Here is a 24108-nt window from a genome sequence, read left to right as displayed (position 1 = left end):
GCTAGACATATTCCTATTAGAAATAGTCTTCCCATCCTCCAGAACCAGGAGGCAGTTCCGTGAAGTTCTCGATGATCTTCGAGGCACAGCTGGCCGACCCGACGCCCGAACGGGAGCGCCAGGTCATCCACGACTGCGTCGAACAGGCCGTCTACGCCGAGGAGATGGGCTTCGACCGCATCTGGGCGGTGGAGCACCACTCACTGACCCAGTACGCGCACATGAGCGCCTCGGAGATCTTCCTCACCTGGGTCGCCGCCCGGACCTCCCGGATCCGGATCGGCCACGGCGTGGTCACCATGCCGTTCGGCTACCAGCACCCGGTGCGGGTAGCCGAACGGGCCGCGATGCTCGACGTCCTCTCCGGCGGCCGCGTGGACATCGGCGCCGGACGCGGCGCCACCCAGCAGGAGATGTCGATGTACGGGGTCCGGCCCGAGGACACCTACCCGCAGATGGAAGAGGCGTTGCAGATCTTCAGCAACGCCTGGCGGGAGGAGACCTTCGAGTGGCACGGCACGCTCGACATCGGCCCCGGCGCGATCCTTCCGCGCCCCGTGCAGGGCCCGCACCCGCCGCTGTTCATGGCGTGCAGCAAGCACGACACCCTCAAGCTCGCCGCCGAACTGGGCATCGGCGCCCTGGTGATGGGGTTCGCCGGCGCCGACGACGTGCGCACCATGCGCAAGGTCTACGACGAGGCGATCGCCACCCGCAGCGGCGACCGGCTGGTCTCCACCGAGACCAACGACCACTTCTCCGCGCTCTGCCCGACGATCGTGCTGGACGACGGCCCGGCCGCATACCGCCTCGGCACCCGCGGCCAGCGGTTCTTCGCCGAGGCGATCGCCCACTGGTACGGCAACGGGCCGGCGCCCACCGTCCACGACGAGCACGACGACCACGTGGCGGCGCTGGCACAGGACCGCCAGGAACTGGTCGCCACACTGCACGAGGCCAACATCCCGGCCCGCCCGGTCGACACCGGCACCTACAACGCCCAGCACGCCTACGGCACCGCCCAGGACGCCATCGCCTACGTCGAGCAGCTGCGGGAGATCGGGGTGGACGAGGTGATGTGCCTGATCCAGATGGGCACCGTGCCGCAGGAAGCCTGCATGGAGACCATCCGGCACTGGGGCGAGACGGTCATCCCGCACTTCCGGGCCCTGGAGGGACAGGCATGACCGCCGACGGGGTGTCCCTGGACGGCAAGGTCGCGGTGATCACCGGCGCCGGGCGCGGGCAGGGCGCGGCCGAGGCCCGCCTGTTCGTGGCCTCCGGCGCCCGGGTGGTGCTCGGCGACGTCCGCGAGGAGGAGGGCCGGGCGCTCGCCGCCGAACTCGGCGACGCGGCCCGGTTCGTCCGGCACGACGTCACCGACGCGGACGGCTGGCGGGCGGTCGTCGACACCGCGGTCACCGCCTTCGGCCGGCTGGACGTCCTGGTGAACAACGCCGCCCTGTGGCGGACCGCACCGGTCGACCAGGAGACCGAGGAGAACTTCGACCGCCTGCTGCGGGTCAACCTCCTCGGCCCCTTCCTGGGCATCCAGGCGGCCGTCCCCGCACTGCGGAGCGCGGGCGGCGGCTCGATCGTCAACATCTCCTCGACCGCCGGCCTGCGGGGCATCCCGGGGCACTCGGCCTACGGGGCGAGCAAGTTCGGGCTGCGCGGGCTCACCAAGTCCGCCGCGCTGGACCTGGCAACGGACCGGATCCGGGTCAACTCCGTCCACCCGGGCATGATCGACACCCCGATGGTGGCGGACGTCCTGGGCCCGGCCCCCGGCGAACAGGACTGGCCGAGGGTGCCGCTGCGCCGCATCGGCCGCCCGGACGAGGTGGCGGAGCTGGTCCGCTTCCTGGCGTCCGACGCGTCCGCGTACATCACCGGCGCGGAGTTCGCGGTGGACGGGGGGTTGACCAGCCGATGACCGACGCCCCGCCCGGCCCCGCGGCCGGCGCCCCCGACCCGCTCTCCCCCCGGGCGCGGGCGATCGTGGACGCGATGTCCGCGGGCTTCCCGGACCCGGCGCGCGGCCCGTTGGACGCCGCCGCACTGCGCCGCGCCTCCCGGGCCGCGCGGCCCGAACCCGGGGACGGCACGGTGACCGCGGCCGACCGCACCGTCCCCGGCCCGCCCGGCGCCCCCGCCCTCCCGGTCCGCGTCTACCGGCCGGATGCCCCCGCCGCCGGCCCCCGCCCGCTGGTCGTCTTCTTCCACGGCGGCGGCTGGGTCCTCTGCGACCTGGACACCCACGACGGGCTGTGCCGCCAACTCGCCCGGCGCTGCGATGCGGTGGTGGTCTCGGTGGACTACCGCCGGGCCCCGGAGGACCGCTTCCCGGCCGCCGCCGAGGACGCCTACGCGGCGACCCGGTGGGCCCTCTCGCATGCGGCGGAGCTGGGCTGCGACCCGGCCCGGGTGGCCGTCGCGGGCGACTCCAGCGGGGGCAACCTGGCCGCCGCGGTCACCCTGCTGACCCGGGACCGCGGCGGGCCGCCGCTCGCCGCCCAGCTGCTGGTCTACCCGGCCCTCGACCACCGCCTGGCGGGCCGCTCGGCCGTCGAGTACGCCACCGGCTTCTTCCACACCACCGCCCACATGCGCTGGTACTGGGACCAGTACCTGGGCCCGGACGGCGACCGGGGCAACCCGTACGCCGCGCCCGGCCTCGCCCCGGATCTGACCGGTCTGCCGCCCGCCCTGCTGGTGCTGCCCGAGTGCGACCCGCTGCGGGACGAAGGGCGCGCCTACGGGCGGGCGCTGCGGGCCGCCGGCGTCCCGGTGCGGGTGGACGCATATCCGGACACCTTCCACGGGTTCCTCGGCGCGGCGGGAACGCTGCCGGCGGCGGACGCCGCGTTGGAGGCGGCCGGCAACTGGCTGGTCGGCACCCTGCGTGACAGCGGCGTGACGAGCGGGTGAGGGACGGGTGGCGAGGATGGTGACAGTGTGCGGGGGAGCCGTGGCGGCCCGTCGATGCGGTGCGCCGCCGCACGTCGAGTGCCAGACTTGAAGCACCGCGCCCGGCGGCCGGCCGGGGCCTGGGGACCGAGGGGTACGACATGACCTGGGCATCTTGGACGACGGTGGGGATTCACGCCCGCCCCGGCGCGGTGCAGACCGAGGAGATCGGCCCGATGCAGGGCGATCTGACCATCCACACCACGTGGTCGGAGGACGAGGCGCACGTCGCCGTGCAGTACACCGGGTCCTCGGACTGGTACACCATGATCGGCAGCCCCGTCCCGTGCCACTCGGAGGCGGACAGCCGCGCCTTCCACCAGGCCGTCGTCGAGGCGGTCCGCGGCGGCGAGAAGGCCCAGGCATCGCTGGAGGAGCTCTTCCGCACCGGCTAGGGCGCGCCCTTCACCTCTGACCGACCGGCCGGGACGGCATCAGCCGTCCCGGCCGTCGTCGTGTCCGGAAAATCTTCCGCGCGCCCGCACAACCCCCGTGCGGTCCGGTGAGTCTTTCCCGCCAGAACACGATTGGTCATCTTCCGGCTACCTAAAGCTGATCAATTATCAATTTTTGACTACCAAGCGTTGAAAATTGATCATTCCTCTTTACATGCCCATGCCAGACATACCAGGGTCTGTGCGGGGCCGGACGGCCCCCGCGGTGTGCAACGCCACCGCGTGTACGGGCGGTTGACGCATGCCACCGCCCACAGCACATAAGGACGCAATTCTGTGCGTAGACCCCACATACGCAGCCGCCACCTGGCGATAGCCCTGGCCGTCACCACGGCCGCCACCCTCACCGCCGGCGCGGCCGTCGCGGCACCCGCCGCCCCCGCCGCCCCCTCAACTGCCGGCACCCCCTCCCTCGTCGCCACGGCACGCGCCGCCGCCTACGCGCACTCCGCGACGACCGGCGTCAGCAAGCAGGACACCCTCACGGTCACCGACACCCTGGTCGACCCCGACGGCAGCCGACACGTACGGTTCGTCCGCACCCACCGCGGCATGCCGGTGCTCGGCGGCGACCTGGTCATCCACCTCGGTGCGGACTCCGCCTACCAGGGCGTGACCCGGGCCGCCCGCCACCAGGTGGACCTCCCCGCCACCGACCCGAAGCTGTCGGCCCGCCAGGCCGCTGCCAAGGCCGCCACCGCGGCACAGGGAACCGCCGGCGAGCCCCAACTCGTCGTCGACGCCCGCGAAGGCCGGACCACGCTCGCCTACCAGGTGCAGGTCGACGACAGCCGCACCGTCGAGGCCGGCGGCGCCCGGACCGTCGTCATCGACGCCACCACCGGCAGCGTCCTCAGCAACATCCCGGTCAACGACCCGTTCCTGTCGCCGTCCGTCCTGCACAAGCTCCGGCAGCGGGGCGAGCGCCTCACCCCCGGCACCGCGGCGGCCACCACCCCGGCCGCCCCGAACAAGCCCGCCGCCGGCCACTACCCGGCCCCGGCCACCGGCACCGGCGCGTCCCTCTTCGTCGGCACCGTGCCGCTGTCCACCACGCAGACCGCCAAGAACGCCTTCGTCCTGCGGGACGGCACCCGCGGCAACACCGAGACCCGGGACGCCGGTGGCAAGGAACTCGACAAGTTCATCGCCGCCAAGCCCCTCACCCACGGCACCAACCGCTGGGGCAACGGCACCACCGCCGACCGGACCACCGCCGCCGTCGACGCCCAGTTCGGCATCACCAGCACCCTGGACTTCTACAAGAAGACCTTCGGCCGCAAGGGCATCAAGAACGACGGCGCCGGCGCGCACGCCCTGGTCCACTTCGGCACGAACGTCGGCAACGCCTTCTGGTCCTCGGACTGCGGCTGCATGCTCTACGGCGACGGGGACGGCAAGCTCTTCACCAAGCCGCTGGTCGTCCTGGACGTCACCGGCCACGAGCTGACCCACGGCGTGGTCGACGCCACCGCCGGCCTCCAGCCCACCCGCGTCGACGCGGAGGGCCACCAGTTCGGCGAGCCGGGCGCGCTCAACGAGTCGCTCGCGGACATCTTCGGCAGCGCCGTGGAGTTCGCCACCAACAACCCGAAGAACCCGCCGAACTACCTCATGGGCGAGAAGCTCGGCCTGGCGCAGAAGTTCCTGCGCCGACTGGACAAGCCGTCCCTGGACAAGCTCGAAGGGACCGTCGACTACTGGTCGAAGGACACCTACGACACCGAGGTGCACGCCGGCTCCGGCGTCTCCTCGCACGCCTTCTACCTGCTGGCCGAGGGCAGCGGCAAGAAGACCATCGGCGGTGTCGCCTACGACTCCCCCACCTACGACGGCGCCAAGGTGACCGGCATCGGCCGGGACAAGGCCACGGCGATCTTCTACCGGGCGCTCACCCGGTACATGGTCTCCAGGACCGACTTCCACGACGCCCGGACCGCCACCCTCCAGGCCGCCAAGGACCTCTACGGCGCGGGCAGCACCGCGTACCGGACGGTCGACCGGGCCTGGGCCGCCGTCAACGTCACCGCCGCCAACGCACCCACCCGGTGACGCGATGACGCGACGCTGACCCGACGGGACGCGGCGCCCCGCCACGCGCGGGGCGCCGCGTCCTGGCCCGCCCGGGCCACCGACGCCTACGTTGACGCCATGACCGTGCGCACCAGCCGGGCCCGTCGACCCGGCAGCCTCGCCGCGGCGGGCGTCTTCGCGATCGGCATGGCGGGCACGACCCTGCCCACCCCGCTCTACGGGCTCTACCGCCAACAGCTCGGCATCTCCGAACTGATGGTCACCGTGGTCTTCGCCACCTACGCCCTCGGGGTGATCACGGTCCTGTTCGGCGCGGGCAACCTCTCCGACGAGATCGGTCGGCGCCCGGTGTTGTTCGCCGCGCTGGGCCTGTCCGCGGCGAGCGCCCTGTGCTTCCTCTTCGAAGGCGGGCTGCCGATGTTGCTGCTCGGCCGGGTGCTGTCCGGGTTCGCGGCCGGGTTGTTCAGCGGCGCCGCCACCGCCGCCGTCCTGGAACTGGCCCGCCCCGGCCGGGAGTCCCGGGCCGGCTTCGCCGCCACCGCCGCCAACATGGGCGGTCTGGGCTGCGGCCCGCTCCTCGCCGGTCTGCTGGCGCAGTACGCGCCCCGGCCGCTGGCCCTCCCCTTCCTCGTCCACCTGCTCCTGCTGGCCGTCGCCGCGCTGGTGACCCGGCTCCTCCCGGAAACCGTCGCGCACCCGCACCGGCCGCGCTCCCGCCGGCCCCAGGGGCTCGTGGTCCCGCCGGCGGTCCGTGCGGTGTTCGCGCCCGCCGCGGTCGTCGCGTTCGCCGGTTTCGCCCTGCTCGGGCTGTTCACCGCGATCGCGCCGAGCTTCGTCGCGCAGACCCTCGACGTGCACAACCTCGCGGTTTCCGGGGCGGTCGTCTGCACGGTCTTCGTCGGCTCGACCCTCGGCCAGTCCTTGACCGGCCGGATCGGCGTCCGCGCCGCGCTGCCGACCGGCTGCCTGATCCTGGTGCTGGGACTCCTGCTGGTCGGCGCCTCGCTCGCCGCGGCCTCGCTGCCCGTCCTGGTCGCCGGCGCGCTCTGCGGCGGCACCGGCCAGGGCCTGGCGTTCCGCGCCGGGCTCACCGCGGTCGGTGCCGCCGCCCCGCCGGAGCACCGCGGCGGCACCCTGTCCGCCTTCTTCCTCGTCGCCTACCTCGGCATCTCCCTGCCGGTGGTGGGCGTCGGCGCGCTCAGCACGGAACTCGGGCTGCGCGGCGCGGGCCTCACCTTCGCGGGGTGCGTCATCGCGGTGGCGGTCGCGGTCGGCGGGTACGTCCTGCGGCGCCCGCTGCCGGCGGAGCGTCCGGCCTGACGCCGCACGGCCCGGCCGGGACTGGCCCGCCGCATTCCGGGAAGGGCTCCAACGACGGCTGCCCGCCGTCGAGTTGAGACATCGACTCCAGAAGGTGAGACCTCGGGAAGGAGGACTGCCCGTCCGCCGGCAGACCCGGCGGTGACGATCCGGTGGCCGCGCACCACACCGGTACAGGGCCCGCGCGCAGGCATCGTGCCCCGTGCCGGAGCATCGGCACACCGCATCACAGGAGTCCTCGCATGACCGACCCCCACCACCACGCCCGTCCGGACGACGGCACCGCAGCAGCAGCCGACCCGGCATCCCCCTACGATCTGCTCGTCCGGGACGCCCGCCTGCTCGTCATCGACGGCGACACCGAGATCCCCGGCGGTTGGATCGCGCTGCGGGACGGCCGCGTCGCGGCGTACGGTCCCGCCGGCGCCGAGCCGGCGCGGGCCGCCCGTACGCTCTCCGCCGCCGGCCGCCTGGTCACCCCCGGCCTGATCAACACCCATCACCACCTGTACCAGAACCTCACCCGCTCCTACGCGCCCGCCGTCAACGGCACCCTCTTCGCCTGGCTCACCACCCTCTACCCCCGCTGGGCCGCCCTCGACGAGGAAGCCGTCCACCTCTCCACCTACGTCGGCATCGCCGAACTGCTCATGGGTGGCTGTACCACCTCGATGGACCACCACTACGTCCATCCGCGCCCCCGCCTGATCGACGCCCAGATCCGCACCGCCCAGGAGTTGGGCTTCCGCTTCCACGCCACCCGTGGCTCGATGACCCGCTCGACCGAGGACGGCGGTCTGCCGCCCCGCTCGGTCACCCAGACCGCCGAGGAGGTGCTGGCGGACAGCGAACGCCTGGTCCGCGCCTACCACGACCCGTCCCCGGGCGCGCTGACCCGGGTCGCGCTCGCGCCCTGCTCGCTGTTCTCGGTGACCCGGGAGCTGATGACCGCCACCGCCGAGCTGGCCGAGCGGCTGGACGTCCGGCTGCACACCCACCTCGCCGAGGACCCGGACGAGGACACCTACTGCCTGGAGACCTACGGCTGCCGGCCCGTCGAATACTTCGAGTCCGTCGGCTGGATGACCGACCGCACCTGGGTCGCGCACTGCATCCACCCCACCAAGCAGGAGCGCGCCCGGCTCGCCGCCGCCGGCGTCGGGGTGGCGCACTGCCCCAGCTCCAACATGCTGATCGCGGGCGGCACGGCGGCGGTCCAGGAGATGCGCGGGCTGGGGATGCCGGTCGGTATCGGCTGCGACGGATCGGCCTCGACCGACCACGCCTCACTCTGGCTGGAGACCCGGGGCGCCCTGCTGCTGGGCCGGTACCGCGGCGGCCCGGCGGCGATGACCGCCCGGGACGCCCTGGACGTCGCCACCCGCGGCTCGGCCCGCTGTCTGGGCCGGGCGGACGAGCTGGGGCACCTGCGCCCCGGGGCCTGCGCCGACCTCGTCGTCTGGGACACCCCCGAGGTGGCCCTGGCCGGGGCGCTCACCGACCCGGTCGAGGCGTGGCTGCGCTGCGCCCCGTCCCGGGCCTGGACCACGGTCGTCGGCGGCCGGGTCCTCGTCGACGACGGGGAGCTACAACTCCCCGAGCTGGCAACGAAGTTGCGGGAGCACGCCCGGGTCGCCCGGCGGATGCAGGGCCTTGACTGACGTAGCGTCAGTTTGCTGCTGACGCCCCCTCGGCCCGGCGCCGCCCGTGGTGGAACGCGACGTGGAGACCCAGGGCGACCACCAGCGCCGCGGTCGAGGGGCTGCCGAAGACCAACTGCCACCACTGCGGGAAGCGGTGGTAGAGGTGCGGGGCGACGACCGGCAGCATCCCGGCGCCGATCGCCGCCGCCGCGATCAGCAGGTTGTCGCCCTGGTCGAGTCCGGCCCGGCGCAGGATGTTGATGCCCACCGCGGCGACGGTGGCGAAGCACATCAACGAGGCTCCGCCGACCACGGGTTGGGGAAGCGAGGCGATCAGCTCGCCCAGTTTGGGGAGGGTGCCCAGGAACACCATCACGACGCCGCCGGCCGCGGTGACATACCGGCTGCGGACGCCGGTCATGAGGGTCAGCCCGATGTTCCCGGCGAAGACCGTGTCGGGGAAGGAGTTCATGGCGCCGCCGAGCACCCCCGACAGGCCGTCGGCGGCCAGGCCGCGGCCCAGCGCCCGGTCGGTCAGCGGCCGCTCCACCGCCTCGGCGACCGCGATCATCTGCGCGGTGGACTCGGCGAACACCACCAGCATCACCACGCACATGGAGACCACCCCGGCGAGCGGGAAGGTGGGGGCGCCGAAGCGGAACGGGGTGACCAACCCGAACCAGTCCGCGTCCGCGACGCCGGAGAAGTCGGTGAGCCCCATCGGGATCGCCGCCAGGGTCCCGGCGAGCAGCGCCAGCAAGACGCTCACCTGGGCCAGGAAGCCGCGCAGGAACCGCCGGAACAGCAGCAGGAAGCCGATCACCGCGCCGGCCAGGGCCAGATGGGCGGGCGGGGCGTAGTCCGCCGCCGCGGGGTCCGGTCCGGCGATCATGCCGGGGGCGGCACCGATCAGCGCCAGCCCGACGACGGTGATCACCACCCCGCTGACCAGCGGGGGGAACGCCCGCAACAGCCGGGCGAACGGGACGGCGACCAGCATCCCGAAGAGCCCGGCGGCGATCATCGAGCCGTAGACCGCGGGCAGCCCGTACTCCCGGGCGATCATGATCATGGGAGTGACGCAGACGAAGGACCCGCCGGTCACCAGCGGCAGCCGGACCCCGAGGAACCGCCCGGCACCCAGGCTCTGCACGACGGTGACGAGGCCGGCGACGAAGACGTCCGCGTTGACCAGGGTGCCGACCGCCGCGCCGGTCAGTCCCGCGCCGGCGCCGAACATCAGCGGGACGGCGATCGCGCCCGCGTACATCACCAGTGCGTGCTGCACGCCCAGGCTCATCGTCCGGCCGGCGGTGGGGTGCCGTTCGCCGTCGGCGCGGACGGGTCGGGGGCGGCGGAGCGGCGCGCGACGCGGCGTCAGGGGCATGACGGACCTCTCGGGCACGGGTGGGGCCGGGCGGTGAGGGGGAGGCGCCCGACCCCCGCCGTCTGCGGCGCGGGACCGGTCGCAACTGCCGTGGGAGAAGAGTCAGGTGTCGGTCAGTCGCCGCGGGCCGCGAGCAGCCGGGCGGCCTCGCGCGGCGAGTTGGCGTTGGGCTTCCCGGCGCGCGAGCCACCCAGCTTCTCGGCGAGGTGCCGGCCGACGGTGGTGGGCGGGTACAGCGGCTCGGTGCCCACCGGGACGCAGCCGGGCAGGCAGCTGATCTCGGCGTCCCAGTTGCCGTCGTGGAAGAACGCGGCGGAGCGGCGGCGCACCACGCGTCCGGTGGCGTCGGTCGGCGGCAGCACCCGGTGCATGGTCGACAGCCATCGGTCGTTGGTCCAACGTGCCAGCAGATCACCGAGGTTGACCAGCAGACAGCCCGGCTCGGGCAGGACGTCGTGCCAGCGCCCCTCGGTGTCGAGGATCTGCAGCCCGGGGACCCGGTCGGCCCACAGCACGGTGACGATGCCGTAGTCGGTGTGGGCGCCCATCCCCATCTGGTCGCGGTCGACGACGAGTTCCTGCTCGGGGAGCAGGTAGTGGTTCATCCGGAGCACGTCGAGCGAGTGGTCGGTGAACGGTGTGAAGTAGTCCGCGGGCAGTCCCAGGGCGTGCGCGAAGATCCCGGTCAGTCGCCGGGCGAGCCCGCCCGCCTGCGTGCACCACTGCGTCACCGCTTCCCGGTAGCCCGGCACCGGCGGCCAGAGGTTGGCCGGGTAGTGCGCCTCGGGCAGGTCGAGGCCGGGGAAGGCGGCCGCCTCCGCGCCGACGTTGAACGCTTCGAAGAGGTCCTCGGCCGCGGCGGGCACCCCCAGGCTCAGGCTGAGCTTCTCGGTGCGCGGCGGGGTGTAGCCGCGGTTGACGTCCGGCGACGGGGCGCGCAGCGCCTTCTTCTCGTCCATCGGGAGGCCGAAGAAGTCGTCCAGCGCCGCGGCGAACGCGCGCGCCGCCGCTTCGGGGATCCCGTGCCCTGCGATCTGCATGAATCCGACGGTGCGGGCCGCCTGGTCGATCTCGCCCGCAATGCCGACCCGGTCGGCGGCGGTGCCGTTCGTCCAGGCGGAGATGTCGATGACGGGTACGTCGAGTACGCCGTTCACGGCCGTGGCCCTGCCCATCGCATGCCTTCCTTCTGTCGCGCTCGGTCCTCTCCGGGGGCGTTCCGCGGTCCCGTGCGGCGCCCACCCACCCCTATCCGCTTCAACAGTTTGATGAACGCCTTGTGAACGACCTCCTGGGGAACCAGCTGAAAGCAGCCGCCCGTTGGCCGATATCCGCAGGTCAAATCCCCTCTATGCGACGACACTTCGCCGAATACCGAACAGTTGCCGGCCTAACCTCCCCTGCATGACCACTCCCTCCCGGGATACCACCCGCCCACCCCTCATACCGCCCACCGGCCCCGCGCCCTCCCACCCCTCCGCCAGCCGGCCCGCCCTGGCCGCCGCGGTCGTCACCGTCGTGCTCTGGGCCTCCGCGTTCGTCGCCATCCGCAGCGCCGGCGCCGCCTACTCCCCCGGCGCACTGGCCCTCGGCCGACTCCTGACCGGCTCCCTGGTCCTGGGGGCGTTCCTGCTCGTCCGGGGCGGCGGCTGGCCGCCGCGCGCCGCCTGGCCGGGCATCCTCTGCTCGGGCGTGCTGTGGTTCGGCGTCTACACGATCGCCCTCAACTGGGGCGAACGCGAGGTGGACGCCGGCACGGCGGCGCTGCTCGTCAACACCGGCCCCGTCCTGATCGCCCTGCTCGGCGCCCGGTTCCTGGGCGAGGGGCTGCCGCGCCGGCTGTTCGCGGGGCTGGCGGTCTCCTTCGCGGGCGTGGCGGTGGTGGGCCTGTCGATGTCCGGCGGCGGGCGGTCGTCCGTGCTCGGCGTCCTGCTCTGCCTGCTGGCCGCCGTCGGCTACGCCGGCGGGGTGGTCGCCCAGAAGCCCGCCCTGCGCCACACCGGCGCGCTGACGGTGACCTGTTACGGCTGCCTGACCGGCGCCGTCGCCTGTCTCCCGTTCGCCGGCACCCTGGTCTCCGAGGCGGCCCGCGCGCCCCTCTCGGCGACCCTGAACATGGTCTACCTCGGCGTCTTCCCCACCGCCGTGGCCTTCACCACCTGGGCATTCGCCCTGGCCCGCAGCACCGCGGGCCGGATGGGCGCCACCACCTACGCGGTACCGGTGCTGGTGGTCCTGATGTCCTGGCCGACCCTGGGCGAGGTCCCCGGCCCGCTGACCCTCGCCGGCGGGGCACTGTGCCTGGCCGGCGTGGCGCTCGCCCGCCGACCGGCGCGACGGCCCGGCTTCCCCGATCGTGCGTGAGGAGTCCCAGGGCCTGTCCGACCCCGTTCCACCGGACACGCCCTAAGCCCGCAGGGCGACCGCCGCGCGGGGCCAGACCTCGTCCGGCGCCGCGCGCGGGACGTCCCAGGTGGACGACGTCACGGTGCCGCGCCCCCGGTAGCGGAGCATGACCGCCACATGCGCCGGCGTGCCCAGGAATCCGGCGAGGGCGGCGCGGTCCCGCCAGATCGCCACCGCCCCGCAGCGGCGGGCCATCGGGCGGGCCCAGAGCCACATGCCGTGTGCGCCGTCCAGTGCGGGCCAGTCCTCCGCGAGCCGGCGTGCCGCGCGGTACACACCGGGCAGGTTCGCGACCGTGGACAGCCGGAGGTCGGTGACGCTGACGAGTGCGGGGCCGGCCCGGCCGCTGTCCGGGCCGGCGATCCAGGAGGTCCTCAGCACGCCGGTGCCCGCCAGTCCGGTGAGCGGCCCAGCATCGCCAGGATCCGGTCCAGGGTCCCGGTGCCCTCGGCCACCGGCAGGCCGGGCCGGAAGGAACTGCCGGGGGCGAGCCGGGCCGCGCCGTCCGGGACGGCCCGGGCGATCGGCAGGGCCGCGTCGAGGAGTTCGGGGTCCGGGTCGTAGCACAGGTCCAGGCTCCGTGCGAGGTCCCAGCTGTGGACGACGTAGTCGATGAGGTGGAAGCCGATGGCCTGGATGGCGGGGAAGGTCCGGTCGGTGGTGAATTCCGGGAGGGCGAACGGGAGGTCGGGGTCCGCCACGGTCGCGAAGGCCGCGAGGACGTCCTCGGCGGCGTGGCGGTAGCGCATCGCCGCCAGTGGGACGTCGTCGCCGAGCGGGCGGACCGCCCAGTGCGCCAGGTCCCGCCCGCGGCCCAGTGCGGCCGCCGCGAACCCCTGGTGTTGGGCCGTCAGATGGCCGAGCAGCGCGGCCAGGTCCCATCCGGCGCAGGGGGTGGGCCGGGCCAGGTCCCCGGGGGCGAGCCGGTTCACCAGCGTCACGCTGTCCCGCACCGCGCGGGCGTTGGACTTCCGCAGGCGGTCCAGGTCCGCCCGTTCCGTCGTCGCGGACGCCGCGTGCGCCGCGTCCCGTCCTGCCGATTTCATATGCATGTGCTTACGATCTGCGTGAGCACATGATCTGTCAAGGGGTATTTTCCTCTGCATGGCCGAGCACGCAGCACCCAGCGACACCCCGACCGAAGGGCGGTCGACCGCCCGCCCCGACCTGGCCGCGATGCTGGTCCCGCTGTGCCGCGCCCTGATCGACGCCGAGCGGCCGGTCCTCGACGCGCACGGGCTGACGATGTGGGCGTACGCGGTGCTGCTGCGCCTCGACGAGACCCCGATCCGCACCCAGGCCGCCCTGGCCGAGGCCATCCGGGCCGACAAGACCCGGATCATTCCGATCCTGGACGACCTGGAGACCCGCGGGCTGATCCACCGCCGGCCCGACCCCGGGGACCGCCGGGTCCGGCTGGTCTCCGTCACCCCTGAGGGACGACGGCTGCGGGACGCCGTCCAGGCCGACATCCAGCGCGGCGAGGAACGCCTGCTCGCCCACCTCCCGACCGCCGACCGGGAGGGGTTCCTGCGCGGCCTGCTGGCGCTGCACGCCCTGCCCGAGATCCCCCCGCACCTCCCCTCGCGCGACGCCTGACCGGGCCCGGCGGCCGTACGGGGCCGCACACGGCAGATGCCGGCCGGGCCGCCCGTAGGCGGTGGGTCCCGGCCGGCACCCGCCGATGCGGCGTCCGCTCACGTCACGCGGCGACCATGTCGCTCACTTCCACTTGCCGTGCTCGAAGTGCCCCTTGTGGAAGCCGTCGTGGAAGATCGGGTTGCCGTCGATGACGGCCGCGTCGAACGAGCGGCCGACGTGCCAGCCCTTGCCGTAGTGGTGGTCCTTCCCACCGGCGAGTGCGGTGCCCGCTCCACCCAGGACGATGCCGGCGGCCAGGGCGCTGGCTACGATCGCGGCGCGGATGCGCATGTCTGCTCCTCAGGAGTCTTGAGGGGTGATATCGATCCTTTCAGGAATCACCCTGGCGAAAGATCTTAAAACCTGACTTACCACCAATCGCGTGAGCCTGCGCCGGCCGGCCGGCGGCCCGACCGGTCGCCATCAACTCCCCGCATCTGAGGTGGAGTTGGCCGCGACCGTCGGGGTCCCCGCAGGGTCGTCGTGGGGCCGTGCCGGCCCCGGCCGCAACCCGAGTGTCACCAGAATGACGGCCACCGCCAAGAAACCGGCGAGCACCGCGAAACCGGTCAGGCTGGTGCCGGTGGCGTCGGTGAGCCAGCCCACCAGGTACGGGCCGGCGAAGCCGCCGAGGTTGCCCAGTGCGTTGATCAGGCCCATCGCCACGGCCACCACCTCGAAGCGGAGCAGCTGGCCGGGGATGGCCCAGAAGGGGCCGTAGGGCGCGTATACCGCGGCGGCCGTGACGCACAGCAGCAGCATGCGCGGCAGTGCGCCGTGCACCACCTGCCCCAGCAGCAGGGCCGCGATGCCCACCACCAAGGGGATGGCGACCGCCTGTCGCCGCCGGCCGGTGCGGTCCGACCAGACGGCGTTGGCGATCATCACGACCAGCGCCACCGTGAACGGGACCGCGGTCAGCAGCCCGACCTCGGTGGCGGAGCCGTTGTGGGTGAGCTCCTTGATGACGGCGGGCAGCCACAGGCTGAAACCGTAGAAGCCGGTGATCCAGAAGAAGTAGACCCCGATGAGGACCAGGACGGACCGCTGACGGACCGCGCCGAGGTAGGAGCCGCCGCCGGTCGCGGGCTTGGCGGCCTCGTCGGCGGCGATCGCCCGCGCCAGGTGGTCGGCCTCCGCTGGGGAGATCCAGCGGGCCTGCGCGGGGCGGTCGGAGACCGCGAACCACCAGACCACCGCCCACAACAGCGGCGGCACCCCTTGGAGCACCAGCACCCAGCGCCAGCTCGCGTGGTCGAGCATCCAGCCGGAGAGCGGGGCCATCAGCACCGACGACAGTGGCAGGCAGGCCATCCACAGGGCGTTGGCGCGGGCCCGCTCGCGGAGCGGGAACCACGAGGCGAGGAGGATCAGCACGGCCGGCCAGACGCCGCCCTCGAAGAAGCCCAGCACGAACCGTGCGGCGTAGAACTGGGTCCGGGTCTGGACCAGACCGGACAGCACCGCGGACAGGCCCCAGGCGACCATGAGGATCAGGACGGTCTTCCGGGCGCTCCAGCGCTGTGCGAGCACCGCCGCCGGGATCTGGAGGAAGACGTAGCCGAGGAAGAAGATGCCGCCGGCCAGTCCCTTGTCGGCGTTGGACAGGTCCAGGTCGCCGTGCATGTAGGGGAGGACGACGGAGACGTTGTTGCGGTCCAGGTACGCCAGCATGTACATGATCGCGGCGACCGGGATGACGTAGAGCCAGCGCTGGGCCGGTACCGCCCCGGAGAGCGCGGTGCCGGTGCCGGCCGTCGGGTCGCCGGTCTGCGGAGCGTCGTTCATCGGGCCACTGCCGTCCCATAGGCGGCGCGGATCCGGTCCGTGCAGCGGCTGAGGTCGGCGGCGGCGCGGAAGGCGGCGGCCATGGTGGCGTGCGAGGCGCGCCCGCTGCCCGCGATGTCGAACGCGGTGCCGTGGTCGACGGACGTCCGCAGGATCGGCAGGCCGACGGTGACCGAGACTGTACCGGCGAAGTCGACCGTCTTGGCGGGGATGTGGCCCTGGTCGTGGAAGTGCGAGAGCACCCCGTCGAAGCGGCCTTCGAGCCCCTGGTGGAAGACCGAGTCGGCGGGGACCGGTCCGGTCACGTCCAGCCCCTCGGCCACCGCCGCGGCCACCGCCGGGGCGAGCACGGTGATCTCCTCGTCGCCGAAGTGGCCGCCCTCGCCGCCGTGCGGGTTGACCGCGGCGACCGCGAGCCGGGGCGCGTCGTGGCCGAAGACCCGCAGTGCGGTGACCGCGTGGCGGATGCTCGCCCCGACCCGGTCCTCGGTGACCTGGTCCAGGGCCTTGCGGAGCGAGAGGTGACGGGTGGTGAAGAAGATCTTCAGGCCGCGGACCACGAACATGGTGTCCACCCGGGCCGCACCGGTCAGCTCGCCGAGCATCTCGGTGTGCCCCAGGTGCCGGGAACCGGCCGCCCAGATCGCCTCCTTGTTGATCGGCGAGGTGACGACGGCGTCGACCTCGCCGGCCAGCGCGGCCTGCGTGGCGGCCTCGATCGCGGCCACCGCGGAGCGGCCGGCGACCGGATCGACCCGCCCCCAGGGCAGATCGCCGGGGGCGACGCCCAGGTCCAGGACGTCGAGGGTGCCGGGCGCGAACCGCGCCTGGCCGGGCGCGCCGACCGGGTTCACCCGGACGTCGAGTCCGCAGACCTCCACGGCCCGGCGCAGCACGGCGGCGTCCCCGACCGCCAGCCCGCGCCCGAGTGCGGCGGTCGCCGGGTCGGCGAGGGTACGGGCGGTGATCTCCGGTCCGATCCCGGCCGGGTCGCCCAACGTCACGGCCAGCAGCGGGAGTTGACCGTCGGGAGGTCGCCGGTGGTCCGTCGTGTCCGTCGTCGTCATCAGTCACCTTTCAAGGGGTGAGCGCGGTGCGGGTGCCGGCCGCGCGCAGGTGTTCCAGGCAGTCGCGGGCCGCGTCCGGCCCGCCGATCAGCCCGCCCTTCGTGGCGAAGAGCAGTCCGTCGTGGGCGCCGCCGACCAGGCGTCCGGCGATGGCCAGCGGCAGCACCTCGCTGTCGATGGCGAAGCCGTCGGCGCCCAGCGCCGCGGTCACCGCGGCGGCGACATCGCCGCCCGAGGCGTACAGTCCGCCGGGGCTCAGCTCGTCGACCGCCCGCCGGGCGACCTCGGCCAGGCAGCGCAGAATGCCCGCGGCGGCGGACGGATCGGGGACCGCTCCGGCCGCCCGCGGCCCGGCGGGCAGGACCCGGACGCCGAGGACGGTGGCGCCCTCCGCCGCGGCGGCGCGCAGCGCGTCCAGCACCCGGTCGGCGTCGGGGCGGTCCGGGTCGAGATCGGCCCAGCGGGCACCGAGTGCCGCCTCGGTACGGGCGAGTTGGTCGCGGGTGCGGTCGGTGACGCTGCCGACGACGGCGAGCACCCGGACCGGGGCCACCGCGGGACGGATCCCGAGTTCGGCGGCGAGGGCGGCGCCGAACGGCCCGGAGTCCAGCGCCAGCCAGCGGATCCCGTCCTCGACGGCCAGCGCCGCGGCGGCCCGGGCGACCGTCCGCAGGTGCGCGTTCTCGGTGGCGTCGCAGACCACCACCTCGGCCCGGCTCGCCCGGAGCGCCGCGGCCACCGCGTCGGGCCCCTGTTCCACCACGTCCAGCGGCAGTTCGCCCAAGGTCCGGCGGCTCTGCGTGCCCAGCACGGCGGCGACCCGGGAGTGCCGCACCGGGTCGAACGGGTCGCGGGCCACCGCCGTCCGGGTCAGCGGCACCCCGTCGACGAGGTGCAGTCCGCCGACCGTGGTGCGGCCGGCGTCAGGGAAGGCGGGGACGGCCAGCGTGCGGATCCGGGCGGTGGGGGCAGGGGCCGCCAACGCATCGGCCACCGCGTCGAGTTCGCTGCCGGGGTTGCCGCGCAGCGTGGTGTCCACCCGCTTGACGATCAGGGGCGCGTCCCCGGCGGTGTCGGCAACGGCCCGGACGGCGGCGTAGGCGCGGGCGGCGGGCCAGTGTCGGGAGGCGGTGTTGACGACGAGGACGTCCACCCGGTGGGCGTAGCGGGCCACCTGGGCGGGGTCGCTGACGGTGACGGCCCGCAGGCCGCGCCGGGCATAGAGGGCACCGGTGGCGTTGCTGCCGGTGAGGTCGTCGCCGATGACGAGCACCTGGGCCATGGGCTCCCCTCCCGCCGGTTGCGCAATGACCGGACCGCGCAAGGAAGTTGCGCGATTCACGCAATGCAGGGTGGCGAGCGGCGGGACGGCCTGTCAAGAGCCGTGCGCGGGAGCCTCCGGCGCGTCGGGGCCCGACTGCTGCGCACACGGCAGCACCGGCCAGCCCGCCGCGGCGAACGCCGCCAACCGCCGCCCGTCGCGCCCCTCATGCCCGTCGCCCCCGTCGCCCTGAGCGCCTGAGATCAGCCCGGTGCCGTACGGCATCGCCGCCCAGTAGGGGAAGCCCCCTCCCCCCGCGAGCTTGGAGCCGTCGGCGAGCACCCAGGCGGCCCGCGCGCACCGCGCCATGGTCTCCTTCAGCGCGGCCTGTTCCGGGTCCGGGCAGTTCACCCCGCGCCGCGGATCCACGCCGTCCACGCCGAGGAAGGCGAGGTCCGGGGTGATCCCGCGCAGCGCCTGGTCGGTTCGGGTGCCCAGCAGGGACTCGTTGGGCCGTCGCAGCCGGCCGCCCAGCACCACCACCTCCACCTCCGCGTCGGCCAGCTCTACCAGGGTGGACAACCCGTTGGTGACGACGGTGATGTCGGTGCGGGCGCGCAGCTCGTGCGCCAGCCGCGCCACCGTGGTGCCGGCGTCCAACAGGACCACGTCGCCGCTGCGGACGAGGGTGGCGGCGGTCCGGGCGATGGCGCCCTTCTCGCTGCGGTGCTCCCGGGCCTTGTCGTGCCAGGACCGCTCGGCGGCCCGGTGGTCGACCGCGCCGCCGTACGTCCGGGTGATCCGGCCGCCCTCGGCGAGCGCGGCCAGGTCGCGGCGGACGGTGGACAGCGAGACGTCGAAGGCGGCGGCGAGGTCGTGCACGGTGATGTCGCCCGCGCCGAGCAGCTCCACCATGCGCTCCCGCCGGTGCCGGGTGGCCGGACGTTCCCCACTGGTCACGTGACTGCGCCCTCCCCGCCGCGTCCCGCTGCTCCCCCGACTGCCGTAAGTTGCGCGCTTCGCGCAACTGGAGGGTAGCAGCCGGGAGTTGTCCCGGTCAGGGCCCGTGGTCGTCGGGCGCCTCCGGAGCCCGGTCCGCGTCGGACAGTGCCTGCTCGGTCCAGATCACCTTGCCGTCGCCGGTGTAGCGAGTGCCCCACCGCTCGGCCAGCTGGGCGATCAGGAAGAGGCCGCGGCCGCCCTCGTCGGTGGTGGCGGCGTGCCGCAGGTGTGGGGAGGTGCTGCTGTGGTCGGCGACCTCGCAGATCAGCGCGCGGTCGTGGATCAACCGGATCCGGATCGGGCCGGCGGCGTACCGGATGGCGTTGGTGACCAGCTCGCTGAGGATCAGCTCGGTGGTGAACGCCTCGTCGGCCAGCCCCCACTCGATCAGCTTGCGGACCGCGGCGGCGCGCACTTGGGCGACCGCGGACGGGTCGGCGGGGACCTCCCAGTCGGCGATGCAGGTGGCGTCCAGCCGTCGGGTGCGGGCGACCAGCAGGGCGATGTCGTCGGTCGGGCAGTCCGGCAGCAGCGCGTCGAGCGCCGCCTCGCAGGTCTCCTCCGGGGTCTGCCCGGGACGGCCGCCGAGGGTGCGGCCGAGCAGGGCCATGCCCTCGTCAATGGCGCGGGAGCGGTCCTCCACGAGCCCGTCGGTGTAGAGCACCAGGCGGCTGCCCTCGGCGAGTTCCAGCTGGCAGGTGTCGAAGGGCATCCCGCCGAGCCCGAGCGGCGGGCCGCCGGGCACCTCGGCGAACTCCGCGCTGCCGTCCGGCCGCAGCACCAGCGGCTGGACGTGCCCGGCGCGGGCCATGGTGCAGGTGCCGGTGACCGGGTCGTAGATGGCGTAGAGGCAGGTGGCGCCGGTGATCGGGGCCTTGGGGCCGTTGCCGTTGCCGGTGCCGTCCGCGCCCTCGTCCTGGTCGATCCGGGTGACCAGCTCGTCAAGGTGCCACAGCAGCTCGTCGGGCGGGACGTCGAGGGTGGCGAAGTTGTGGATCGCGGTGCGCAGCCGGCCCATGGTGGCGGCGGCGTGCAGGCCGTGGCCGACGACGTCGCCGACGACCAGGGCGACCCGGGTGCCGGGCAGCGGGATGATGTCGAACCAGTCGCCGCCGACGCCGCCCAGCCCGCCGAGGCCGGCCTGCGCGGGCAGATAGCGGAAGGCGGCCTCGACGGCGTTCTGGTCGGGCAGGCCGCGCGGCAGCAGGCTGCGCTGGAGGGTGATCGCCATGGTGTGCTCGCGGGTGTAGCGGCGGGCGTTGTCGATGCTCACCGCGGCGCGGGCGACCAGCTCCTCGGCGAGCGAGAGGTCCTCCTCGTCGAACGGCTCGGGGGTGTGCGCACGCCAGAAGAGGGCCACGCCCAGGATCGCGCCGCGGGCCCGTAGCGGGACCGCGATCAACGAGTGGATGCCGTTCGCGACGATCTGCCGGGCGCGTTCGGGGTCCTGCCGCTGCCAGCCGGAGAACGTGGTCAGGTCGGCTTCCAGGACCGGTTCGCCGGCCGGCAGCCGGGTGCCGAGGACGGTGGTGGGCGCGAACTGCATCGGCTCGCCCACCGGGTACAGCGACCCGTCGGGCACCTCGCCGCCGATGGCCGTGCGGCGCATCGCGACGGCCGGGCCGGCGGTCTCGGGCTCCTCGCCGTTCAGCACCGACTCGGCCAGGTCGATGGTGGCGATGTCGCTGAACCGCTCGGCGGCGAACCGGGCCAGTTCCTCGCAGGTGCGCACCACGTCGAGGGTGGTGCCGATCTCGGCGCCGGCGTCGTAGAGCAGTTTCAGCCGCCCTCGGGCGAGGTCGGCGCGGCCGGTCAGGGCCCGGAGTTCGGTGGTGTCACGGAGGGTGGTGACGCTGCCGGGCGGGCCGCCGGCGCGTTCGGTGGAGCGCTGGTTGACCGCGAGCAGTCGTTCCCCGACCGGGTGCACCTCGTCGGTGACGACCCGGCCGGACTCCAGCAGCACCGTGGTGGCCGGGTCCAGCCCCAGCTCGGCGACCTGGCGGCCCTCGACGTCGGGCGGCAGGTCGAGCAGCCGCCGGGCCTCGTCGTTGGCGAGCACCAGCCGCCCGTCGCCGCGGACGATGATCACTCCTTCCCGGACCGCGTGCAGCACCGCGTCGTGGTGCTCGTACATCCGCGTCATCTCTTCCGGTCCCAGCCCGTGGGTCTGGCGCCGGAGCCGGCGGCTGACCAGGGCGGTACCGCCGGTGGTGAGCAGCAGCACCCCGGCCGCGGCACCGAACAGCAGCGGGAACTGGTCGTTGACGACGCCGCTCACCTTGCTGATGGTGATGCCCGCGGAGACCAGGCCGACGACCTGGCCGCCGTCGCCGACGACCGGCACCACGGCCTGCACGAGCGGCCCGATGGTGCCGGTGATCTTCTCGGTGACCACCCGTCCGGCCAGGGCGGGCCCGATGTCGCCGACGAACTTCTTGCCGATGCGGTCGGTGAGCGGGTGGGTGTAGCGGATGCCGTCGGTGTTCATGACAACGAGGAAGTCGACCCCGGAGCCCTTGCGGGCGGCTTCCGCCTCGGGCTGGAGCACGGCGGTGGGGTGGGGGCTCTTGAGGGCCGCTTCGAGACCGGGCGCGTTCGCGAAGGTCTGGGCCACGGCGACCGAGCGGTGTTGGGCCTCCCGTTCGGAGTCGGTCCCGGACTGCAGCACCAGGGCCGCGATGGCGGCGGCGACGAGCAAGACCACGATCGCCACTTGCAGGAGAAAGACCTGACCAGCGACAGTTCGCATCCTCAGAACCGAACGCGGGCGGCCGTAGCGTCCGGCCATGTCCTCTTTCTACACCTCCCGCATACGGTGGGCGAGCCGCGCACTGCGCAGCGCAGCGGCCCCGGAAAGACTGCGGCACAGCAGCGTCAGTAAAACCTGTCGGTAGGTTTCCCGGCTACGGGTGTGCGCTCACCGGCTCCCTCCATGTAACTCTTCCCACAGGCCGCGGCGGTTGCGGAGCGGCCGCTGATCTGCCGGGAGGCGCCGGCGCCGCGCGCAACGTTCCTGGTCAGCGGCGCTTACTCGGGAGTCGGGCGGGGCCCGGGGGCGGTCGCCGGGCGGTCGGAGCCGGCCCCGGGGCCGCCGGGCGCGTATGAGACGTTCGTGGGCATGCATGTTGCAGCAGAGGAGATCCGGGCCGAAGCGGCGGTGCTCATCGACGACCATGCGCGCGGGGCGTGGCAGCCGAACGACGCGGACCGCCGGGCCGCCGTCGCGTTGTTCCGCTGGCTGGAGACGGGACTGCCGCTCACCGGCGAGCAGGTCCGCGCCGCCGTCGCGCACCCGGAGCCCGCGGGGCGGGCGACCGCCGGGCTGCTGGCGCTGCTGCGGGCCACCGCAGGTCTGCTGGACGACGCGGACGTGGCCGACGGCCCCGCCGGGCGGGATGCCGTCGACCACGTGTGTCTGCTGTTGGACGCGCTGGCGCTGTCCCGGCCGGACGGCCGGTGAAGGCGCGGCCCGGTCAGGACCGGGCCGGCTCGGCGGCCGTGGCCAGTTCGTCCTCGGGGACCGAGATGACCCAGTGGCTGTCCTGCCGCGGGCGGAGGTAGAGGGCCCAGTAGGCGGTGGCCACCGCGATCACCCCGCCGGTGATCAGCAGGCTCTTGGCGCTCTGTTGGCAGAGCACCCAGGCCAGGACCAGGACGATCAGCGCCGGGACCACCGGCCACAGCGGCATCCGCCAGGCGAGCCGGTTCTTGTGCTCGCCGCGGCGGGAGACCAGGGCACCCAGCGCGACGAAGACGTACATCGCGGCGACGGCCACACCGGTGACCTCGTTCAGGGTGTCGAGGGTGACGAAGCACAGTGCGGCACCGGGGACGCCGACCGCGAGGGTGGCCGCCCAGGGTGAGCCGAAGCGCTTGCCGACGTGCGAGAAGATCCGGTTGACCGGGGTCGGCCAGGCGGCGTCGCGGGCCGAGGAGAAGACCACCCGGGAGTTCTGGATCACCATGACGATCGCCGCGTTGATGATCGCCAGGGCGATGCACAGGCTGACGAACGTGCCGACGGCGGAGTTGCTCCAGCCCTGCACCATGCCGGCGACGTCGCCGGCGCCGAGCGTCTTGAGGTCGGGGGCGCCGAGGGTGATGGCGACGACCGGGACGAGGACCACGGCGGCGCCGATGGCCAGCGTCCACAGGACGGTCCGGGAGACGTTGCGCCGCGGGTTCTCCATTTCCTCGGCGAGGTACACCGCGGTGGAGAAGCCCTGGAGGATGAAGAGCGCGGTGGCGAGCCCGGTCACGATCAGCCCGCCGGTGACCGCGGCGCTGGTGCCGTGCCCGGCGTCCATGACGGGGTGGATGAGGGTGCTCGCGGACCGGCTGGTGTGGCTGAAGCCGAGGAACGCCACGACCGCGGCGGCCACCACCTCCAGGACCAGGAAGATGCCGGTGATCCAGGCGTTGGCGCGCAGGTCGAGCAGGCCCATGGCGGTCGCCAGCAGCATCACCGCGGCGGCGGTCGCCTGCTTGTCCAGGTGCACGATCGGAGCCAGGTAGTCGGCGGTGCCCAGCGCGATGATGGGCGGCACGATCATGACGACGATCAGGGAGAGCACGAAGACCAGCCAGCCCGCGAGCCGGCCCATCAGGGTGCCGACCATGGCGTACTCGCCGCCGGAGCTGGGGATGAGAGTGCCCAGCTCGGAGTAGGTGAAGGCCACGCCCACGCAGAGCACCGCCGCGATGGCGATGGTCAGTGCCGTGCCGGTGCCGAGGGTGGCGAACGAGTCCGGCACGATCACGAAGAGCGAGGACGCCGGGGTCAGGCAGGACAGGGTGAGCAGGGTGCCGCCGACCACACCGATGGACCGGGTGAGTTTGGGACTGTCCGCCGGTTTCGCGGTCCGGGCTTCCGGCGCTGCGGCGGCGGTGACAACTGGCGTGGTGGGCATATCGGTCATCCGGATCCCATCGGTGCTGGAGGGCAAGAAGGGGCGGCACTGTAGGGAGAAGTGCCGGTGAGCGGTCGCACCAGAGGCACTGCGGGGCCGCTTCGGTGACCGGAATACAACCTCCGTCGGACCCTCCCGTCAAGAGTTCGTTAAGCCCATATGGCAACGGAATCCGTAGCAGTTGCCACACCAAACGCGGTTTTCCATGTCACCCAGGCCCCATC

21 protein-coding genes are annotated in these 24108 nt (G+C 73.5%); 10 read left to right on the top strand and 11 right to left on the bottom strand.

Annotated elements, in window-relative coordinates:
- Nucleotides 1-59 precede the first annotated feature (59 nt).
- The 7 genes from ACO0M4_RS13545 to ACO0M4_RS13515 all read left to right on the top strand — a co-directional run bounded on the left by ACO0M4_RS13545 (nt 60) and on the right by ACO0M4_RS13515 (nt 8440).
- Nucleotides 60-1187, top strand: a complete 1128-nt coding sequence (locus ACO0M4_RS13545; RefSeq protein ID WP_430370230.1) for an LLM class flavin-dependent oxidoreductase — start codon at nt 60-62, stop codon at nt 1185-1187.
- Nucleotides 1184-1936, top strand: a complete 753-nt coding sequence (locus ACO0M4_RS13540) for a glucose 1-dehydrogenase (RefSeq protein WP_430370228.1) — start codon at nt 1184-1186, stop codon at nt 1934-1936. The genes ACO0M4_RS13545 and ACO0M4_RS13540 overlap by 4 nt, the downstream gene beginning before the upstream one ends.
- Nucleotides 1933-2931 (top strand): alpha/beta hydrolase, encoded by a 999-nt coding sequence (locus ACO0M4_RS13535; protein WP_430370226.1) that lies wholly within the window; start codon nt 1933-1935, stop codon nt 2929-2931. The genes ACO0M4_RS13540 and ACO0M4_RS13535 overlap by 4 nt, the downstream gene beginning before the upstream one ends.
- Nucleotides 2932-3071: 140 nt before the next feature.
- Entirely contained in the window at nt 3072-3365 is a 294-nt protein-coding gene (locus tag ACO0M4_RS13530; RefSeq protein WP_430370224.1) for a hypothetical protein, read from the top strand.
- 336 nt (nt 3366-3701) lie between these two features.
- Entirely contained in the window at nt 3702-5477 is a 1776-nt protein-coding gene (locus tag ACO0M4_RS13525) for a M4 family metallopeptidase (protein WP_430370222.1), read from the top strand.
- A 99-nt stretch (nt 5478-5576) separates the two neighbouring features.
- A complete protein-coding gene (locus tag ACO0M4_RS13520) occupies nt 5577-6779 on the top strand; it encodes an MFS transporter (protein ID WP_430370220.1) in 1203 nt (400 codons plus the stop codon).
- A gap of 242 nt (nt 6780-7021) precedes the next feature.
- Nucleotides 7022-8440 carry an 8-oxoguanine deaminase gene (locus ACO0M4_RS13515; protein WP_430370218.1) on the top strand — a complete coding sequence of 473 codons (1419 nt, stop codon included), beginning with the start codon at nt 7022-7024 and terminating at the stop codon, nt 8438-8440.
- A 7-nt stretch (nt 8441-8447) separates the two neighbouring features.
- On the opposite strand, the gene ACO0M4_RS13510 is transcribed toward ACO0M4_RS13515, so the two are convergent.
- Together ACO0M4_RS13510 and ACO0M4_RS13505 are read right to left on the bottom strand one after the other, a co-directional pair.
- Nucleotides 8448-9809: a solute carrier family 23 protein gene (locus tag ACO0M4_RS13510; protein ID WP_430370216.1), complete on the bottom strand. Its 1362-nt coding sequence runs from the start codon at nt 9807-9809 to the stop codon at nt 8448-8450.
- Between the two features lie 113 nt (nt 9810-9922).
- On the bottom strand, nt 9923-10984 hold the full coding sequence (locus tag ACO0M4_RS13505) for an isopenicillin N synthase family dioxygenase (protein ID WP_430370214.1): 1062 nt from the start codon (nt 10982-10984) through the stop codon (nt 9923-9925).
- Between the two features lie 229 nt (nt 10985-11213).
- Here ACO0M4_RS13505 and ACO0M4_RS13500 point away from each other — a divergent pair, with 229 nt between their 5' ends.
- Nucleotides 11214-12173 (top strand): DMT family transporter, encoded by a 960-nt coding sequence (locus ACO0M4_RS13500; RefSeq protein WP_430370212.1) that lies wholly within the window; start codon nt 11214-11216, stop codon nt 12171-12173.
- A 42-nt stretch (nt 12174-12215) separates the two neighbouring features.
- On the opposite strand, the gene ACO0M4_RS13495 is transcribed toward ACO0M4_RS13500, so the two are convergent.
- Nucleotides 12216-12596, bottom strand: coding sequence for a hypothetical protein (locus ACO0M4_RS13495; RefSeq protein WP_430370210.1), 381 nt, complete (start codon nt 12594-12596; stop codon nt 12216-12218).
- Complete coding sequence (locus ACO0M4_RS13490; RefSeq protein WP_430370209.1) at nt 12590-13261, bottom strand: TIGR03086 family metal-binding protein; 672 nt, start codon at nt 13259-13261, stop codon at nt 12590-12592. Before ACO0M4_RS13490 ends, ACO0M4_RS13495 begins: the two co-directional genes overlap by 7 nt.
- A 58-nt stretch (nt 13262-13319) precedes the next feature.
- Here ACO0M4_RS13490 and ACO0M4_RS13485 point away from each other — a divergent pair, with 58 nt between their 5' ends.
- Nucleotides 13320-13814 carry a MarR family winged helix-turn-helix transcriptional regulator gene (locus ACO0M4_RS13485; protein ID WP_430370207.1) on the top strand — a complete coding sequence of 165 codons (495 nt, stop codon included), beginning with the start codon at nt 13320-13322 and terminating at the stop codon, nt 13812-13814.
- Nucleotides 13815-13937: 123 nt separating this feature from the next.
- On the opposite strand, the gene ACO0M4_RS13480 is transcribed toward ACO0M4_RS13485, so the two are convergent.
- The 6 genes from ACO0M4_RS13480 to ACO0M4_RS13455 all read right to left on the bottom strand — a co-directional run bounded on the left by ACO0M4_RS13480 (nt 13938) and on the right by ACO0M4_RS13455 (nt 21762).
- Nucleotides 13938-14147 carry a hypothetical protein gene (locus ACO0M4_RS13480; protein WP_430370206.1) on the bottom strand — a complete coding sequence of 70 codons (210 nt, stop codon included), beginning with the start codon at nt 14145-14147 and terminating at the stop codon, nt 13938-13940.
- A gap of 132 nt (nt 14148-14279) precedes the next feature.
- Complete coding sequence (locus tag ACO0M4_RS13475) at nt 14280-15644, bottom strand: MFS transporter (protein ID WP_430370204.1); 1365 nt, start codon at nt 15642-15644, stop codon at nt 14280-14282.
- The gene (gene pdxA / locus ACO0M4_RS13470; RefSeq protein ID WP_430370202.1) at nt 15641-16711 is read right to left on the bottom strand and encodes a 4-hydroxythreonine-4-phosphate dehydrogenase PdxA; all 1071 of its coding nucleotides are present in this window, start codon (nt 16709-16711) and stop codon (nt 15641-15643) included. Before pdxA ends, ACO0M4_RS13475 begins: the two co-directional genes overlap by 4 nt.
- A gap of 10 nt (nt 16712-16721) precedes the next feature.
- On the bottom strand, nt 16722-17993 hold the full coding sequence (locus tag ACO0M4_RS13465) for a four-carbon acid sugar kinase family protein (protein WP_430370201.1): 1272 nt from the start codon (nt 17991-17993) through the stop codon (nt 16722-16724).
- Between the two features lie 93 nt (nt 17994-18086).
- Nucleotides 18087-18932 (bottom strand): DeoR/GlpR family DNA-binding transcription regulator, encoded by an 846-nt coding sequence (locus ACO0M4_RS13460; RefSeq protein WP_430370200.1) that lies wholly within the window; start codon nt 18930-18932, stop codon nt 18087-18089.
- Between the two features lie 97 nt (nt 18933-19029).
- Entirely contained in the window at nt 19030-21762 is a 2733-nt protein-coding gene (locus ACO0M4_RS13455) for a SpoIIE family protein phosphatase (RefSeq protein ID WP_430370198.1), read from the bottom strand.
- A 330-nt stretch (nt 21763-22092) separates the two neighbouring features.
- On the opposite strand from ACO0M4_RS13455, the gene ACO0M4_RS13450 reads away from it, so the two are divergent.
- Complete coding sequence (locus ACO0M4_RS13450; RefSeq protein WP_430370197.1) at nt 22093-22434, top strand: hypothetical protein; 342 nt, start codon at nt 22093-22095, stop codon at nt 22432-22434.
- Between the two features lie 13 nt (nt 22435-22447).
- Here ACO0M4_RS13450 and ACO0M4_RS13445 read toward each other — a convergent pair whose 3' ends face one another.
- The gene (locus tag ACO0M4_RS13445) at nt 22448-23893 is read right to left on the bottom strand and encodes an APC family permease (RefSeq protein ID WP_430370195.1); all 1446 of its coding nucleotides are present in this window, start codon (nt 23891-23893) and stop codon (nt 22448-22450) included.
- Between the last annotated feature and the right edge of the window lie 215 nt (nt 23894-24108).

The organism is Streptomyces sp. RGM 3693, assembly GCF_050471125.1.
In the GTDB taxonomy this organism is placed as follows: Bacteria; Actinomycetota; Actinomycetes; order Streptomycetales; family Streptomycetaceae; genus Streptomyces.
This window is presented reverse-complemented; position numbering and strand designations above follow the sequence as displayed.